The sequence below is a fragment of the Paraclostridium bifermentans genome, assembly GCF_964259345.1.
Classification (GTDB): domain Bacteria; phylum Bacillota; class Clostridia; order Peptostreptococcales; family Peptostreptococcaceae; genus Paraclostridium; species Paraclostridium bifermentans_B.
The window spans coordinates 175,932-191,832 of sequence record NZ_CAXVJR010000004.1 but is presented as its reverse complement, the minus strand read 5'-3'; the positions used below and the strand labels follow the sequence as shown (position 1 = coordinate 191,832).

Annotated in this window: 18 protein-coding genes; 4 read left to right on the top strand and 14 right to left on the bottom strand. The window is 26.4% G+C overall.

The window, feature by feature from the left end; translation table 11 throughout:
- Nucleotides 1–41 precede the first annotated feature (41 nt).
- Both ACEXNK_RS09510 and ACEXNK_RS09505 read left to right on the top strand, forming a co-directional pair.
- Nucleotides 42–311 carry a hypothetical protein gene (locus tag ACEXNK_RS09510; RefSeq protein WP_373600695.1) on the top strand — a complete coding sequence of 90 codons (270 nt, stop codon included), beginning with the start codon at nt 42–44 and terminating at the stop codon, nt 309–311.
- Between the two features lie 10 nt (nt 312–321).
- Nucleotides 322–1,581: a glycosyltransferase gene (locus ACEXNK_RS09505; protein ID WP_373600696.1), complete on the top strand. Its 1,260-nt coding sequence runs from the start codon at nt 322–324 to the stop codon at nt 1,579–1,581.
- Nucleotides 1,582–1,621: 40 nt separating this feature from the next.
- Here the strand turns inward: ACEXNK_RS09505 and ACEXNK_RS09500 are convergent, their stop codons facing one another.
- From ACEXNK_RS09500 to ACEXNK_RS09460, 9 genes are all read right to left on the bottom strand, one after another.
- Nucleotides 1,622–3,064, bottom strand: a complete 1,443-nt coding sequence (locus ACEXNK_RS09500) for a sensor histidine kinase (RefSeq protein ID WP_373600697.1) — start codon at nt 3,062–3,064, stop codon at nt 1,622–1,624.
- Nucleotides 3,057–3,764, bottom strand: a complete 708-nt coding sequence (locus ACEXNK_RS09495; protein WP_373600698.1) for a response regulator transcription factor — start codon at nt 3,762–3,764, stop codon at nt 3,057–3,059. Before ACEXNK_RS09495 ends, ACEXNK_RS09500 begins: the two co-directional genes overlap by 8 nt.
- 119 nt (nt 3,765–3,883) lie before the next feature.
- Nucleotides 3,884–4,852, bottom strand: coding sequence for an FAD:protein FMN transferase (locus ACEXNK_RS09490; protein WP_373600699.1), 969 nt, complete (start codon nt 4,850–4,852; stop codon nt 3,884–3,886).
- A 12-nt stretch (nt 4,853–4,864) separates the two neighbouring features.
- Entirely contained in the window at nt 4,865–5,455 is a 591-nt protein-coding gene (locus tag ACEXNK_RS09485; protein WP_373600700.1) for an FMN-binding protein, read from the bottom strand.
- Between the two features lie 27 nt (nt 5,456–5,482).
- Nucleotides 5,483–6,349 carry a 4Fe-4S binding protein gene (locus ACEXNK_RS09480; RefSeq protein WP_373600701.1) on the bottom strand — a complete coding sequence of 289 codons (867 nt, stop codon included), beginning with the start codon at nt 6,347–6,349 and terminating at the stop codon, nt 5,483–5,485.
- 145 nt (nt 6,350–6,494) lie between these two features.
- On the bottom strand, nt 6,495–7,226 hold the full coding sequence (locus ACEXNK_RS09475; RefSeq protein ID WP_373600702.1) for a class I SAM-dependent methyltransferase: 732 nt from the start codon (nt 7,224–7,226) through the stop codon (nt 6,495–6,497).
- A 147-nt stretch (nt 7,227–7,373) separates the two neighbouring features.
- Nucleotides 7,374–7,643, bottom strand: coding sequence for a CD3324 family protein (locus ACEXNK_RS09470; protein WP_373600703.1), 270 nt, complete (start codon nt 7,641–7,643; stop codon nt 7,374–7,376).
- Between the two features lie 192 nt (nt 7,644–7,835).
- The gene (locus tag ACEXNK_RS09465) at nt 7,836–8,492 is read right to left on the bottom strand and encodes a DUF3885 domain-containing protein (protein ID WP_373600704.1); all 657 of its coding nucleotides are present in this window, start codon (nt 8,490–8,492) and stop codon (nt 7,836–7,838) included.
- 17 nt (nt 8,493–8,509) lie between these two features.
- A complete protein-coding gene (locus ACEXNK_RS09460; RefSeq protein WP_373600705.1) occupies nt 8,510–8,842 on the bottom strand; it encodes a hypothetical protein in 333 nt (110 codons plus the stop codon).
- Nucleotides 8,843–9,063: 221 nt separating this feature from the next.
- Here ACEXNK_RS09460 and ACEXNK_RS09455 point away from each other — a divergent pair, with 221 nt between their 5' ends.
- Nucleotides 9,064–9,459, top strand: coding sequence for a hypothetical protein (locus ACEXNK_RS09455; protein ID WP_373600706.1), 396 nt, complete (start codon nt 9,064–9,066; stop codon nt 9,457–9,459).
- 545 nt (nt 9,460–10,004) lie between these two features.
- Here ACEXNK_RS09455 and ACEXNK_RS09450 read toward each other — a convergent pair.
- Nucleotides 10,005–11,864, bottom strand: a complete 1,860-nt coding sequence (locus ACEXNK_RS09450; RefSeq protein WP_373600707.1) for a DNA/RNA helicase domain-containing protein — start codon at nt 11,862–11,864, stop codon at nt 10,005–10,007.
- Nucleotides 11,865–12,094: 230 nt separating this feature from the next.
- Complete coding sequence (locus ACEXNK_RS09445; protein WP_373600708.1) at nt 12,095–12,913, bottom strand: HNH endonuclease; 819 nt, start codon at nt 12,911–12,913, stop codon at nt 12,095–12,097.
- A 133-nt stretch (nt 12,914–13,046) separates the two neighbouring features.
- Between ACEXNK_RS09445 and ACEXNK_RS09440 the strand changes: the two genes are divergently transcribed.
- Complete coding sequence (locus tag ACEXNK_RS09440) at nt 13,047–13,676, top strand: DUF2284 domain-containing protein (RefSeq protein WP_373600709.1); 630 nt, start codon at nt 13,047–13,049, stop codon at nt 13,674–13,676.
- Between the two features lie 22 nt (nt 13,677–13,698).
- Here ACEXNK_RS09440 and ACEXNK_RS09435 read toward each other — a convergent pair whose 3' ends face one another.
- From ACEXNK_RS09435 to ACEXNK_RS09425, 3 genes are read right to left on the bottom strand one after another with little or no spacing between them, the layout of a single operon-like run.
- Nucleotides 13,699–14,406, bottom strand: coding sequence for a dCTP deaminase domain-containing protein (locus tag ACEXNK_RS09435; RefSeq protein ID WP_373600710.1), 708 nt, complete (start codon nt 14,404–14,406; stop codon nt 13,699–13,701).
- A 3-nt stretch (nt 14,407–14,409) separates the two neighbouring features.
- Nucleotides 14,410–14,838 (bottom strand): hypothetical protein, encoded by a 429-nt coding sequence (locus ACEXNK_RS09430; protein ID WP_373600711.1) that lies wholly within the window; start codon nt 14,836–14,838, stop codon nt 14,410–14,412.
- Nucleotides 14,839–14,841: 3 nt separating this feature from the next.
- Nucleotides 14,842–15,843 (bottom strand): radical SAM protein, encoded by a 1,002-nt coding sequence (locus ACEXNK_RS09425; RefSeq protein ID WP_373600712.1) that lies wholly within the window; start codon nt 15,841–15,843, stop codon nt 14,842–14,844.
- Between the last annotated feature and the right edge of the window lie 58 nt (nt 15,844–15,901).

Genomic DNA, 15,901 nt, shown 5'->3' with positions numbered 1-15,901 from the left:
AGCTTCTTAAAAGAAATCCTCACATATTAAACTTTGTTGTTATGGCATATTGTTCTAATGATGAAAAAATTTTAGATATGATAAGTAACACATTAGATAGTCAAGTCAATGTATATGAATACTTTATAAATGTAGATAAAAGTAAGTTCAAAGATGATCTAGACATAGGTGATATTTTAGAAATGATTTCTTTAATGTTAGATGGTTATTTGCAATCTAAGCTAAAATCTCACGAAAACATTGATATAGATGAAGTTATGAATAAATACAAAAAATGGACGCTTATACTAAAGCAAGCTGTCTATAAATAATGGAGGTATTATGAGAATTGCTATTTTTACTTTAGGTACTCGTGGAGATGTTCAACCATATATAGCACTAGCAGTTGAAGCTATAAAGCGTGGTCATAGTGCAGTAATTTGCACCGGGGAAAGTTTTAAAGATTTAATAAAAAGTTATAATATAGAGTTTTCCAAAGCAGATTTAGACTTGATGGAATTATTGGAAAGCAAGGATGGGCAAGATATTTTTAATAATGCTTCTAAGCATATTATAAAAGCTATAAAATATTCCAAAGAATATATAAATCCAGCTTATAGAAAAACTTTAGAGCAATTTTATAATTGTGCTAAAAGTGCTGATGTAATTGTTTATCATCCAAAGGCTTTAGGTGCTCCTGATATAGCTATTTCTCTTAATATACCATGTATACATATGCCTCCTGTGCCTATTGTATATCCGGTTGAAGAGTTTCCGAACTTAGCTATTTCTTATAAAGGTAATTTCGGGTCAATAATAAATAAACTAACTTATTTACCAATAAAGTATGCAGAAGCTTCATATATAAAAGAGATAAATGACTTTAGACAAAAAATATTAAAACTTCCAAAACGTAAATGTGGCATTTATACTTATAATGTTGAAAGTAAACCTATACCACTACTATACCCTGTAAGCAAGTTTATTTTTGAAGATGTTAATAGTTGGAGTAAAAAAGTATACTTATCAGGTTTTCTTTTTATTGATAGCGCTAATGAGCAACTAAGTGATGAAATTAAAAAATTTATATCTAATGGAAATGCTCCAATTATAATTTCTTTTAGTAGTATGCCACTTAAAAATCCTTTAAAGTTTAAGGAAGTTTTGATAAAAGCTTTGAAAGAAACTAATAATAGAGCTATAGTTTTAACTGGTACAAGTGGTATGAATTTTGATAATGCAGATAATATATTATCAGTAAAATCTGCACCTCATAGTCTATTATTCCCTCTTTCTAAGGGTATTGTGCATCATGGAGGTGTTGGTACAATGGCAACAGCTTTAAAATCTGGTAAGCCACAATTAATCATGCCTTTTTCAGTAGATCAACCATTTTGGGCAAATAGACTCTACAAAATGGGCTATGCTCTAAAACCAATGTATGAAACAAATATTTCTATAAATGATTTATCACAAGCTTTTATTGATATGGATAGCTCTGTAAATATAAATAGAGCTATATCAATTAAATCTAAACTAGATACTGAAAATGGTAACATAAATGCTATCAAGTTTATTGAAAATATTTGTTTGAAAAACTAAAACAGGGTGCATATAATAAGCCACCCTGTTTTTCTATCTTCTATTGTTGTAATTCAAAAACTATTGTAAATCTAACTCCTATATCATTATTTTCTACATATATCTTTCCTTTATGTTTATTTATAATAGATTTTACTATTGAAAGTCCTATTCCATGTTTTCCTTTACTTCCTTTGTAAAATCTATCAAATATATGATTTAAATCTTTTTCAGGTATTTTATCTCCATCATTTTCTATAAATATTACAATTTTATTGTCTTCTTTTTTACATCCAAGTATTATCTCACTTTTTGCATATCTTAAAGCATTATCTATAATATTTAAAAAAGCTCTATATATACTCTTTTCATCACATTTTAGAATTACTGGATTATCATCAAATTCATATTTAAAACTTATAGAGTTTTTTATTGCTGTAGGCTTTTGCTTTAAAGTGCAATTAGATAATATTTCTCTCATATCAGATTCAACTAAACTATAATCTTTTGTTATATTGTCCATCTTAGAAAGATATAATAAATCTTCAACCATATCTGTTAGTCTATCACTTTCTTCTAAAATAACATCACTTGCTCTATCTTTATCTATTACATTGTATTTTATAGCTTCTGCATACCCTTTTATAGACATAAGTGGTGTTCTAAGTTCATGTGATGCATTTTGAAAAAATGTTTTTTGTTCTTTATCGTATTTATCCAACTTCTCTACGCTTTTATTCATTACCTTACAAAGTTCATCTAGTTCTTTATCCTTAAAATCAGAACTACATTTTTCAAAACTTCCATCTCCTATACTTTTAGCAAATTTACATAACTCCTGTATTGGATTTGCAATATTTTTTGCTAAAATAATTGATATAATTATAGCTAGTATACCAGCAATAATCATAATTACAATCAATACATAGTTAACTTTTTGAGCTAAATCTATTGTGCTTGATACATCTATGAACAGTACCATATATAAACTATCATTGCTTTCTAAGCTATTTAACTTGACTGTTGATATATAATAATCTTTAGACCCTGTTGATATTTTAATTTCTTTATCACTATCTAAATTTATTTCATGTTTTTGTATGTATTTTAAAATTGATTTATACTTATCTAAATCTAAAAATATTGCATCTCTTGAGCTTGGGAATATCATATTATAATTTTCATCAATTACCATAGCTTGTGCATCGGATTCCATTTCAGCCATCTTTATTTTATCTTGAATACCCTGTAAGAAATTCGAAAAAATATCTTGTGGCTCTCCATATTTATTGTGTTGCCCTCTTCTAGGTTTGTAATTTTCATCGAAATTCTCAACTATAAAAGTTGCTTTTTGTAATTGTTCTCTAGAGCTTTTTTCTATATATTCATGAACTAATAAATTAAATGATATCACGATTCCACTAAAAATAGTAATTATTAAAATTAATATACTTACTAGTATTCTGGTTTTTATACTTATTTTGTTTTTTAATTTTTTAATCATTTTCATTCTCATTCTTTACCTTTAGTCTAAATCCAAACCCCCATACTGTTTCTATCAACACATTTGTTTTAGATATTTTTTTACGAAGTCTTTTAACTGTGTCATCCGCAGCTCTTGTTTCTACTTCACTATCATATCCCCATATTTTATTTAATAGCTCATCTCTTGATACAGCTTTATCTTTATTTTCAAACAAATAAGTTAATAGGTTGTATTCATTAGGAGTTAAATCTATATTATTTTCTTTAAAACTTACTATTTTGTTTTTTGTATTTATTATAATATTTCCAAACTTAAGTGTTATTTCTTTTTCCTGTTGATTATTATTCTTTTCAAACTCTATTCTTCTAAATATTGCTTTTACCCTCATAACCAACGCCATGGGACTAAATGGTTTTGTAAAATAATCATCACTTCCTAGCGTCAAACCTGTTATATAATCTATGTCGCTATCTCTTGCTGTTAACATTATAATTGGTACAGTGCTTTGTTCTCTTAATTTTGTACATATTTCAAATCCATCAGATCCAGGCATCATAATATCTAGTATAGCTAAGTCGCATTCTTTATTATTAAACTCTTTTAATAATAAATCTCCATTTTCAAAATCTTTTACTATATAACCTTCATTTAATAAAAATGTCTTTACTAATTTTCTTATATTATCTTCATCATCAGCAATATATATTAATTTTGACAAAACAGTTCTCCTTTTCATTAAGTTCTTTTTATTTTATAATACTTCTTCTTGTATCTAAAATCTAGTTGTTTATTGTATATAATAGCTAAAAAGGGATGTCTAATTTAGACAATCCCTTATTAAAATGATAATACTTTATAGTTTTCAAATAAACTAAACTTACTTATTAAGTCCTTGCTTATGATTATTTCATCTTCATTAGTAACCAAAATCCCACTGATATTATATTTTTTCATAAATTCATAAGCTTTATATTTTCCCATTATAAAAAGTGGTGTTGCTAAAGCATCTCCCTTTATTGAGTCTTTAGAAACTATAGTTATACTTTTTAAATCGGTATTTGCAGGATATCCTGTTAATGGATTTAATATATGGTGATACAATTTGCCTTCGTATTTAAAAGCTCTTTCATAGTCTCCAGATGTTACTACTGATTCATCTTGTATTTTTATCTTAGCTATTATATCTTGGCTATGCTTTTGAGGTTTATATATTCCTACTCCCCACGGTTCACTATTATCTTTACTACCCAAAACTTTTATATTTCCACCAATATTAATTATTGCTGATTTAACTTTCTTAGATTTATAAAAGTCTATTATTTTATCAGCTATATAACCTTTTGCTATTCCTCCTAAATCTATTTTTTGATTTTCTTTAGATAACATAACTTCTCTAGTTTCTGTTTTTAGTAATATATCTTTATAATTTACTAACTTTAAAATTTCTAAGACTTTATCTTCTTGTATTATTTTAGGGTTATAAGTATTTATCCCCCACTCTTTTACTAATGGAGCTATTGTTATATCAAACAATCCATGTGTTTTTTCTGAGTAATACTTAGCTTTTTCTATTATTTCAAAAGTATCCTCACTTACTTTCACATATGACTTTCCAGCTTTTTCATTTATTTTACCTATTTCACTATCATTTTTATAAAAACTTAATCTATTTTCAAAATCTAGCATTATTTCATTTGCCTTATTAAAAATTGTATGTACTTGTTCTTTATTAAAATTATCAGTACATATTTTTTGATATACTTTAGTTCCAAATATAAATGCTTCAACTTCTATAAATTCATTCATATTTATCTCCTTTTATTGCTGTACTGTTTCTAAGTTTGATGTATCAGCAGTTGTATCTGTTGTAGTTTTCGCATCTGATAAAGCATCATTTACTGCATTTATTATTCCCACACTACTATAAGTTGCTCCTGATATAGTATCTACATCTGTACTTTGTTTTTCTACTATTGATGCAGGAACTTCCTCGAATGCTTTTTCATAAAATCCTGGAGTTTCATTGTGGCTAACCACCTCTACGTTAGTTATTTTTCCACTTGATATTTTTACTTCTACTTGCATATTAGCTGCATATCCATTAGCTTGGCCTTTATAAGTTCCATCTTTATATTGACCACTTTCAACATCTATACTTTCACTAGCTTCTAAAGAGCCTTCTCCCTGATGGCGTCCACCACCTCTACGCCCTTTACCTTGTCCTTGCATTCCCTCATGCATGCCATCCTCTTGCCCTTCACCTTGTTCAAAATTGCTTTGATAATTATCATGTTCAAAATTATTATTGTGACCATTTACTTGATATGTTGTTAGTAAGCTAGTTCCAACCGATCCCATTATCATACCTACTACTATACCTGCGACAACTTTATTTTTACTATTTTTCATTATATTTCCCTCCAATTTATTTCTTTCTTAATTTATTTCCATTTCTTTTTCTTCTTTATTTGTTTCTTCGTCTGGTTCTATTTCATCTGATGTGTATACTATAGTTTTTGAGTTAGGACAAACAGATTTATCTACACATTCTAAACATGATATACAGCTTAAATCTCTTATAAAATCTTTATTATGTACATCTATCCCCATTGGGCATCTATTATCACATTTTTTGCAACCTACACAAGTTTTATCTTTTCTAATTACTCTAAATACTTTAAATTTGTTAAAAATACCTAATAACGCTCCATAAGGACATAAATACCTACACCAAGGTCTTTGTACAAATAGTGAAGCAATTATTATAAAAACTAATACTCCAAAGCCTATTAAACTTATTGATTTTGCATTAAATATTCCTAAAAAAGCATGGTATGGGTTTATGGCTTCTATTATCATTACATTCGCAGTTATAGTTAAAATAACTGTACCTATTAGAGTTACATATCTTAGGTATTTAAACTTTTCATCTAGTTTTTTGGGAATGAATTTATTATATTTATTTCTAAACATCTTTTTACCTATATTTGCAGTTAAATCTTGTATTGTTCCAAAGGGACATATAAATCCACATATTATAGGACCAAATATTATTGTAATTATTATTACAGCCGCTATTATCAATCCGAGTATACTTTTTACTTTATCTGCCCATATTGTTTGAGATACGAAAAACTGATATATACTAACTACTCCACAAGTTGGACATATGTAGTGAAAGTATGATTCTTGTAACCAAGGTATTACCTTACCCAATGAGTGTATACTTTGGGCTAATGCCGATATTATTACAGTTATTAAAACTGATATTTGAACTAATTTTCTAGAATTCTTTATTTTCATAAAAGTGTTTTGCCTCCTATTTTTTTAATTTTTCTATAGTTAAATTTTATAGTTTTACAAAATATAAATCTCCGTAAATTAGAAGCAAGTTTGTGGCAAATTTGGTGCAAAAAAAAGAGCTATCAAAATTTGATAGCTCTTACATTTACTTACTAGCTGATATTATTAAAAACATAGGTCGTCTTATCTCATTTTTTAAATATGGGTTTTCATCTAACATTTCATTTAATCCTAATAGCTCTGAAATTTCTTTTATTATAAATCCATTTTTTATAAGTGTATTTATATATGTTTCTATTGTTCTATGATATTTGATAACTTCTTCCTCTAGAAAATTTGTATTCCTGCTATTCTCTACTAGGTAATTATCTGTCGGCCAATGATTTATATTATTATTCTTGTCATATTGCCAGTCTTGCTTTTCATTACTTGTAAATATAGGATGTTCAACTGAAAATATAAAGTTTCCATTATCAGACATACTGTTATATACTTTTTTGCATATTTCATTAAAATCTTTTACATAATGAAATGCTAATGAACTGATAACTATATCAAATTTTTTATCCTTTAACTCTAAATCCTCCATCGCAACACACTTGTATTCAATATTTTCATAATTTGTCTTCATCTTAGCTTCATTTATCATATTTTTAGATATATCTATTCCTAATACAAATTTAGCCCCTTGTTCACTTGCATATCTGCAATGCCATCCAAACCCACACCCTATATCTAGTACACTCTTACCTTCAAATGAAGGTAGCATTTTTTTTAATATCGGCCATTCTCCAGCAGACTTTAATCCATCCTTTGACCTAGGCATTTCACTGTATTTTTCAAAAAAGTTTTTGTTATCATACTTATTTTGCTTCAATTAATTCCCCTCCTTATAAAAATAATATATAATTTCCTCTCTAAAATATTATCATGTATATAATAATAATATCAATTTCAAATTCATTTCAGAAATGTTTTTGAACAAACAAAATAGTACCTAAGTAAAACTAGGTACTATTCTTGCTTAGGTACTACTATATCTTATTATCCTTCTTATACTACTTTCAGATAAGTAGTATCTTTTTGATAGTTCTTTTATTGATATTCCTTCTTTATATTTATTTAAAATTTCTATATTTCTTTTTTTCATCTCAAGTTTAGTTCCACTTGACTCTCCCCAAGATTTTTTATTATCAGACTTTCGTGGTATATATAAGTACTCTCCATCGATATATTCTTGAACTATTTCTAAAATATCTTTTGGTAATACATTTTGTGCTTTTTTATACTTCATTAACTTTGCTCCTATATATTTTTAGGCAAATAGTTAAGCAAAGACTGCACACAAATTGTAATTTATTTAAATCATGCCCCTCACAAATAGTGTTTTATTACAGTCTTTGCTCGGAGCTTAATACGGTAACTCGTACTAATCGATTTATCATTTTATCCACTTCCTTTTTTATATTTATTATAATAAATTTTTTTATTTTAAGAAAGTTTTATTAATTCTTTTTCTATCATAATCAAGTATCCATTTATTGTACTTATCGTAAATATGTTTAATACTAGCTGCTTTACTAGATACAATATCTAGCCCTCTGTCATCATATAAGTGATAAATAATATTTTCATTTTTGTTTATAAAGTAAACTTCATCATAAAAACTTGGTTTTATACCCATATCTTGATTTCCTATTGATTTTAATAGTTCTCTATATTTTATATCTTTTAGCTTACAATCTAAGCAATATCTAAATGTTATACTCTCATCTTCATCGTCATTATCCTTATAGATATATGATAATTTAATACCTTCAATCGTATTATACAATTCTTTATTTTTTATGTATTTATGTAATTTTTCTTTTTCTTTATTTTCATCTATTTCATCATCAATCCACCTACTAGCATTGACTACAATATATATATCGGTATTAGGATTGAATACTTCTTCAAATAAGACAATTGATTTCATATATACACCATTCATATATTTTGTTTTTTCTTCAAAATAGTCTATGTTAGAATCTCCTATTTCAAATCTAATTCCTATTTCTGAATTATAAAATAAAGGCATTGATATTGTTAAATTAGGAAGATTGACTTTCATATAATTTTCTAATGATTCAATACTTTTCATGTGTTCTCCTCTTTATACTATATAGTTCTAATTAGCTCTTTTTTTCTTTTGCTAAACCATATTATTTCTATTATCATAAATGCAGGAAATATTAAAGTAAATAGCATTAAGTTTAACATTGATAAGTTTAAATAGTACTCATCTACAGTAAAAGATAAGGCTAATACTACTAAGTTTATTCCCTGAAGAAAGTAATGATGTGATGTTATCTTTATATATTTATTTTTATCTATCACTTTGTCTTCTTCATCCATTCCATATTTTGATATATCTTTAGTTTTAATAATCTTTACCCCTCGACTTATAAACCACCCACCAATTAACATTGGAATTAAGTAACTAATAACCATTTCATTTCTTCCTCCCCATTCGTTAATTTATACACAAGATTATAACAAATATATAATTTAAATATATAAAGTTGGACTAAGATGCTCGATTTTTGGAGTAAGATATTAGATTTCACTCCGATATAGGCTTATCTTAGTCCAGTTTTAGTTAGTTTTCTAATTTTTTGTGTTAATATTTTATTAAGGGGATTATATTTTATTTTATGTTGGGAGTTGTTAATATGGAGTTAATTCTTTTAAAAGTTATTTTACTTTTTATTCCTTTAGTTGCTTATTTTATAATAAGGTTATTTAGTCTAGTTTGTTATCCTAAGGGATTCTTCAGAAGGCTATGTTCTATTGTAATATTATTTTTTGCTTTTTATTCTTATGCTGAATTTGTAGATGATTTTGTCTATTTTAGATTGAGCTTTGGAAGTGTTTTATTTAATATTTTCAATTTACTTTGCTTTTTTGTTGTATTTGCTTATGTTAGTAATGTTACTTTTATTAACAAGTCTTTTGCAATTTATGATGGTTGGTTTTATTTTAAAAAAGATATCTGCATAGATAGAAATGAAATAACTTTGAAGTATTATTCTAACGTTATACATCTTAATGCAGATGATCTTATTTAAAAGTTATAAAATACAAAAACTGTTGTTGATATATGCGTTAATTACAACTACAATTATATTGTATGTTTTATGTTTTCAAATTCCCTAATCAGTGTAAAAAGATCTGAATTTTTTTAAATTTAGGTGTGTCCCATAGCGTGTCTTATGCCTTTGTTTAAGGATACAAGGATACACCTAACTATTTTATATTAAAATGCTGTTCAACTATTTAGTGTATCCTTAACCTTCAAGGACACACCATAAGACACACTATCAGACACGCCTCAACTTTAGCATTTGCAAGTTATATAAGATTTTTGTGTCCTTGTTACCTTATTTTTCTATATAATAAAAAAATTAAAAAAGTATATAGTAAAATATATATTTTACACCATATATATACGCGTATAGCGCCATCAGACACACTAATAAATATTTTAAAATCTATGCACATATGCAAGAAATATTGTGCTATAGTTTTATTAAGTCCTTCTTCTTCTACTATTTGATTTGTTTTTATCTAATTTCATCTTTATTTTTTAGGTATAATTTTGTTATATGATTTTTTACAATGCACAAATACCTATGTTTTTGAAGAACTCATAAGTTTCATCTAAGTTATTGTCTTTTGGTATAAATAAAATCATACCTTTTCTACTTCTAGTTAAAAGAACTCTATAAATATTTTCCATGATTGATTTAGGTTCTTTGTATTTCTTTAACTGGTATGAAAGCTTATTTTTATCAAAGTAAAATTCATTATCTTTTATTACATAGTCTCCACCAAATATAACTATAGGAAAATCTATTTCTAAACCCTGACACGCAAACTCAGAAGCTGCACTATTCATATAGTTACACTCTTTTAAAAACCAAGTACCTGCATCTTTTGAATCTATATAGCTTGTAAAATTTTCTTTACTTAAAGCATTTTTAACAATTTTAATATCATTGCCTTTGACCTTTGAAGATATCAGGAATCCATATTTTAAGTTTTTATTTTCAATATTTTCTATATAATCTTTACACTTATTAAAATCACGACTTACTTTAATAACAAATCCTTTAGATTTTATATACTCTAGCTCTTTAATAGCTTCATATGTATCGCAACTTAAAATAGCTTCAACAAACTTAGATATGTCTATAAAATTATTTCTTATAGATACATCTAGATGTAAGTCATTTACTATATTTAGATTTCCAACCTCTTTAAAATCATCTTCAAATTTATTAGGTAGATATATAGTATAATCTTTTCTAGACTTTAACGCGTCTACCCAAAGTCTTATACCTTTTTCTTCACCTTCATGTATAGATTGTCCATTGCCTACAAAACAAACTAAGGTAACATTCTTTTTATCACTATAAATTTTATCACATATATTAATTAAAGCTTGAGGCTCGCTTATTCCACCTGAGTCCATCTTATCCTCGTCCCAAGCTCTTTGAGCTTCATCAAATAGTAAGACATTATAATTAGGAACCTTGTTATTATTCATGTATTCTCTTTTAAATTTAATTGCTCCTTTTATGTAAGCTTTACCTAAACCATTTTCGCCAAGAGCCTCATCTATCTGAGCTTCTATAACATTTATAAGAGGTCCATTTCCTGATAAATATATAGCTCCATCTTTAGTATATTTTTGTTTCTTTATGTAATTGTTATAGTTATATAAAAACTTAAGTGCTACAAGGGTCTTTCCTGCTCCTGGCACTCCACTTATAAATACTATATTTTTACCATAATTATTTCTCATATTGTTAAATACAATCTTCTTAAGATTTATATAAGCTTTTTCTATATCTCCATCTGATATATTTTGAATATGTGGTAACTTCCCACTTTTAAATAAATCATATGTTGCAGTTAGTATATCTGGTAGTGGTTCATAGCCTGAATTTAAAAACTTATTTGCTTTTAATTTGGTTGAAGTTGTTAGATTTTCAAAGTCTATTGTTTCTATGAAATTTTGTTTATTTAAGATTTGCAGGTTATTTATATTACTACTTATATTTCCTTTAGTTAACACTAAATAACTTTCCACTTCTAAGTTATTTTCTCTTGTGTAGTTGTGGTAGTTATATATATCTTCTCTATATCCTATCGCTTGAGATATATCATCTTCTTTGTAAGTTTCTTTGTTTTTAAATTCTAGTATTATTACCTTTTCTTCAAATAACATTATAACATCTGGCCTTCTTCCACCTTCTAGTGGTAACAAGTATTCAAATATACATGTTATGTCATAAGTTTCATTTAAGCTATATTGATAGTTTAGAAAATCAATACAAGCATTCCAAGCTGCTATTTGCCCTTCTTCTACTACAAATCCTTTAGTTTCTGTATATTCTGTTAATTCACTTATTATGTCTTGTTTATTTTTATCTTTTAATTCGCTTAATTTATATATTAATCCGTTCATTTTTCTCCCTTTATAAATCATTTTCTTTTAATATTCATTACTATTATATTCCATATTTATTAAGTAATAAACCTTTAGTATACTTATGTATCAGGTAAAAGGTGTGATTTATATTATATTAAGTGGATCCTGCTGTTGAGAATTTAATTCATGAAATGTGTTAATTGAGTAGTACCAATACTGTTTTCTCAGGGAAATGCATATGTTTCCCTGAGCTGTTTGTTTGTAATTTATTTTGTTATATTTTTTAAGTATGCTACATCTTCTTGTAAATTAAGTACATGCATTTTCCTATGACAGTTTGGACATAATGCTACGGTATTTTCTATAGTATCTTCTCCATCTTTAGATAACCATTGTATATGATGTACTTCTAGATATGGTTCTCCTTTTGGGTTTGTAAAAGGAGCCTTTTCTTTACAAAGTTCACATATTCCATTAGCTCTTCTTCTTGTGTATTCTACTATATATGGATTCCTATTAAATGTTTCTGATACTATATTTCTAGTTCCTGGTTTTCCTTTTACTTCTTTAGCTTTATTTTTTATCTCATCATTTGAAAGCTTCTTTACTTTCTTTTCCTTTTGTTCTATATTTTGTTTTATTATATCTTTATTAACTTTAGGTGTATTGTATCCATCTAATAACTTTAGTTTAAATATCCATACTTTTCTATCTAATCCATCTTCACCTTTTTGTATAGCTTGATATGGTTCTCCACTTAGTTTTACTTGGCCTACATATGTATATTTTTTCTTTTCAAACACTTCAAATAGATAGACTTCTACTCCATTAGTATTACTTTGTACTAGAGTTTTATTTTGCATAAAATCTAGACTTTGATCTCCACTTTTCCCCATACCTGTGTAGTGAAACTCGCTTCCATACCATTTATCTTCGTATAGTCCTTTTGTTTCATCTGATATTAATATTAATGTGTTTGTTTTATTTGATTTTCTCATACCACCTTGCCCACTACATTTAAATATTTTCATTAGATCATCGTTCATCACTATGTCCCCTTGTTTTAAATTAAATCTATTGTTCATTATAATCTCCTTCTTATTTTTATTTTTAATTATATATAATATTTTATTATTTATAATTATATAACTTTGTATTGATATATTTATATCTATAATGTTAATATAAAATTATATAATTAATACTATAAGTTTAGAGGTGAATATTATTATTAATTTTGACTTTACTCATAAAACTCCATCTAGTGATATAATAATAAACTTACGTGCAGTAACTTGTGAGGTATCTGATCTACTTAAGTTTGAAAATAAAATTTTATTTAATAGTATGTGTAAAGAAGGTTGCCCTAATTATAAGAAAAAATGGGCTTGCCCTCCATATAGTCCTACTTTTAGCTCTTATTCTAAAGATTATAATCATGTATTAATAGTTCTTATGTACTGTAATTTAGATCAATTTAACTATACTAAAACAGAGTATATGAAAGTTAAAGCTAGTAATTCTATATTAAAATCAAGAATGGATAATCTTATGAGGGAATTAGAAAATGAATTTAATGGATTAATGCTTTCTAATGGTAGTTGTAGGTTGTGCAAACCATGTAATTGCAAAAAAAATCTCCCTTGCAAGAGGCCTGAATTAAAAAGATATAGCATGGAAGCACTAGGGTTAGATGTAAGTAAAATAAGTATGAAAATACTTAATCATGAATTGTTATGGTATAAGAATAAAAAATCACCTGAGTATTCTACAGTTGTATCATGCTTAATGGTCAATCAAACTATGAATTATCAACAAATAATAAAAGCAAAGTTGCAATTAATTTAATCTTGCACTTTGCTTTTATTTTTTATTCACCAGCTATAAGCGTAATTAATAGAATTATTATTGGAATCATTATCCCTATAAATACATTACTGTAAACTTTTAATTGTCTTTCTAAATCTTCTATTTTTCTATGATTATCTGCCAATGTAACACTTTGTCCTTTAATCTCCGATATAAGACTAACTGGTACATCTTTATATCCTTCTATTCCATTTCTAGTCCCTTTTTTACACTGTTTTTTTATTTTTTCTGATTCTTCACATTTGTCAATATTATATATTCTGCTATTATCATTACAAGCTTTGCATTCACTTTCTAATTCTTGAAAGAATATCATAAATACAGGTTCCTTATATTTTAATATAATATCTGATGGTCCTGCATTATAAACAGAAAATATAATTTTATTTTTATATCCAGGATCTACATGAAATCCAGATATATTTATTAATCCTTGTTTTTTATATGTAAACTTAACTGATATAAATGCCATTGTATCATTGTCTAAATTCAATGATTCATCGGTTATTAGTAATGCAAAATCCCCAGGCTTAATTATAAGATATGGGTCGGTATCAGATAACCTTTTAGGGTATTCATCTGATGTTATATATGAATCTGGACCTAGTGTAAGATCATATGACCACCCTTGAAATTTTTTTTCTAATTCGTCTTGTTCTATTCCTTTAAAATACTCTTTTGTATCATTGAAACATCTTTTTATTCCCATATATTAACTCCTAAAAATATCTTTTATCATTGGTATGTATAATGTAATACTTAATAATACCGATATAATACCTAATATTATTACTAAGTTTTTTATAACTTTAACATACATATTAATTATTGTTATATCATATTTTATATTGTTATCTCCATCAGATAAGCATTCATATATTGAATGTAACTCTCTTATCAATATAAAAACTATAATTATTATACTTATAGCTATGGTCATTACTACATACTGAGTAGTATATTCCCACTTTTTAAATATAAAAAATGATACCCCTGGTACTAAAAATAGCATTGCTATTGTGAAATAAATAAATCTATCTTTAAAATTTATTTTGCTAATTTGTTTATTATCTTCTTTTTTTATATCTTCTAATATCTTTTTTTCTTGCTCATCAGTTAATTTTATTGTTATATTTGACACTAATTATACTCCCCTTACATTAATAAATTTCCCTATAACTGGACATGACCCACAACTGCCTTCCTCACTTATTTCATGAATTTTCTTTCTTAAATAATTTAATAGCTCTGAATTATTATATATAAATAGTATAGACTTTTCATATATATTATCTGGAATTATATTCTTATTATTTTCTAATATATAATTCACATACTTAAATGTCTCACAAGGCAATACATCCCCATTATATCTTATCACTAATTTTTCCCATCCTGCACTGCAACTTTTTGTTCTCTTTATTCCGCTCAAAGGAGTTCCTAATCTAATATCCACATTTATCTTGTCATTTTTTTTATACTCTATTATTTTTTTTCTAAAGGCATCTAAATACTCATCTGTAACATGTAAAATTTCTTTATTTTCCAATGCTCTTCCTTGCAAAACAAGTTTTAATAAACTTATTTTATTTACTCCAATATCATTGCAATACAGTATTATATCATCAATTTGATCAATATTTATTTTCATTGGAACATAATGTATTTCTGTGTATATTTTACTATCTACACAATTTTTTATACTTTCTTTTAATATGCTCAAGTTGCCTCTTGTACTCATTATTTGATCGTATATATTCTCTTCTAAAGATTGTAGATTAAATATTAATTTGTCTACACCTATCTGCTTTAATCTAGTCAGCATATCTTTATTTAAGCTTTTATATTGTTTCTCTTTAATCTGTATCCCACTTGTATAAACTGATACATTTATATCTTTACTTTTAGTATATGTAACCATTTCTATTAAATCTTCATGTAAAAATGGTTCTCCTCCAGATATGCATAATTGTTTTAAACCTAATTCTTTAGCGTCATCTATTACATTTTTAAATGTATTATAATCAACTTTATTCCCAACACACTCCATGTTTGCATTAGATGAACAATATATACAATTATTAGGACATTGTTGAATTATTTCAAATGTAAGTTCATTTAACTTTCTTTCTCTACTTTTGCTCATTAGTTTGACACCTTTCGTTATATTTCCATAGTTACTATTATAGTTAATAAAGCTTATT

What these genes read in the sequence shown, in the direction of transcription:
- ACEXNK_RS09510 (WP_373600695.1), top strand. Translation starts at nt 42, where the DNA reads ATGGCATATTGTTCTAATGATGAAAAAATTTTAGATATGATAAGTAAC.
- ACEXNK_RS09485 (WP_373600700.1), bottom strand. Translation starts at nt 5,455, where the DNA reads ATGAAAAATAGTAAAAATAAAGTTGTCGCAGGTATAGTAGTAGGTATG.
- ACEXNK_RS09455 (WP_373600706.1), top strand. Translation starts at nt 9,064, where the DNA reads ATGGAGTTAATTCTTTTAAAAGTTATTTTACTTTTTATTCCTTTAGTT.
- ACEXNK_RS09465 (WP_373600704.1), bottom strand. Translation starts at nt 8,492, where the DNA reads ATGAAAAGTATTGAATCATTAGAAAATTATATGAAAGTCAATCTTCCT.
- ACEXNK_RS09500 (WP_373600697.1), bottom strand. Translation starts at nt 3,064, where the DNA reads ATGATTAAAAAATTAAAAAACAAAATAAGTATAAAAACCAGAATACTA.
- ACEXNK_RS09450 (WP_373600707.1), bottom strand. Translation starts at nt 11,864, where the DNA reads ATGAACGGATTAATATATAAATTAAGCGAATTAAAAGATAAAAATAAA.
- ACEXNK_RS09470 (WP_373600703.1), bottom strand. Translation starts at nt 7,643, where the DNA reads ATGAAGTATAAAAAAGCACAAAATGTATTACCAAAAGATATTTTAGAA.
- ACEXNK_RS09445 (WP_373600708.1), bottom strand. Translation starts at nt 12,913, where the DNA reads ATGAACAATAGATTTAATTTAAAACAAGGGGACATAGTGATGAACGAT.
- ACEXNK_RS09505 (WP_373600696.1), top strand. Translation starts at nt 322, where the DNA reads ATGAGAATTGCTATTTTTACTTTAGGTACTCGTGGAGATGTTCAACCA.
- ACEXNK_RS09480 (WP_373600701.1), bottom strand. Translation starts at nt 6,349, where the DNA reads ATGAAAATAAAGAATTCTAGAAAATTAGTTCAAATATCAGTTTTAATA.
- ACEXNK_RS09425 (WP_373600712.1), bottom strand. Translation starts at nt 15,843, where the DNA reads ATGAGCAAAAGTAGAGAAAGAAAGTTAAATGAACTTACATTTGAAATA.
- ACEXNK_RS09460 (WP_373600705.1), bottom strand. Translation starts at nt 8,842, where the DNA reads ATGGTTATTAGTTACTTAATTCCAATGTTAATTGGTGGGTGGTTTATA.
- ACEXNK_RS09490 (WP_373600699.1), bottom strand. Translation starts at nt 4,852, where the DNA reads ATGAATGAATTTATAGAAGTTGAAGCATTTATATTTGGAACTAAAGTA.
- ACEXNK_RS09435 (WP_373600710.1), bottom strand. Translation starts at nt 14,406, where the DNA reads ATGGGAATAAAAAGATGTTTCAATGATACAAAAGAGTATTTTAAAGGA.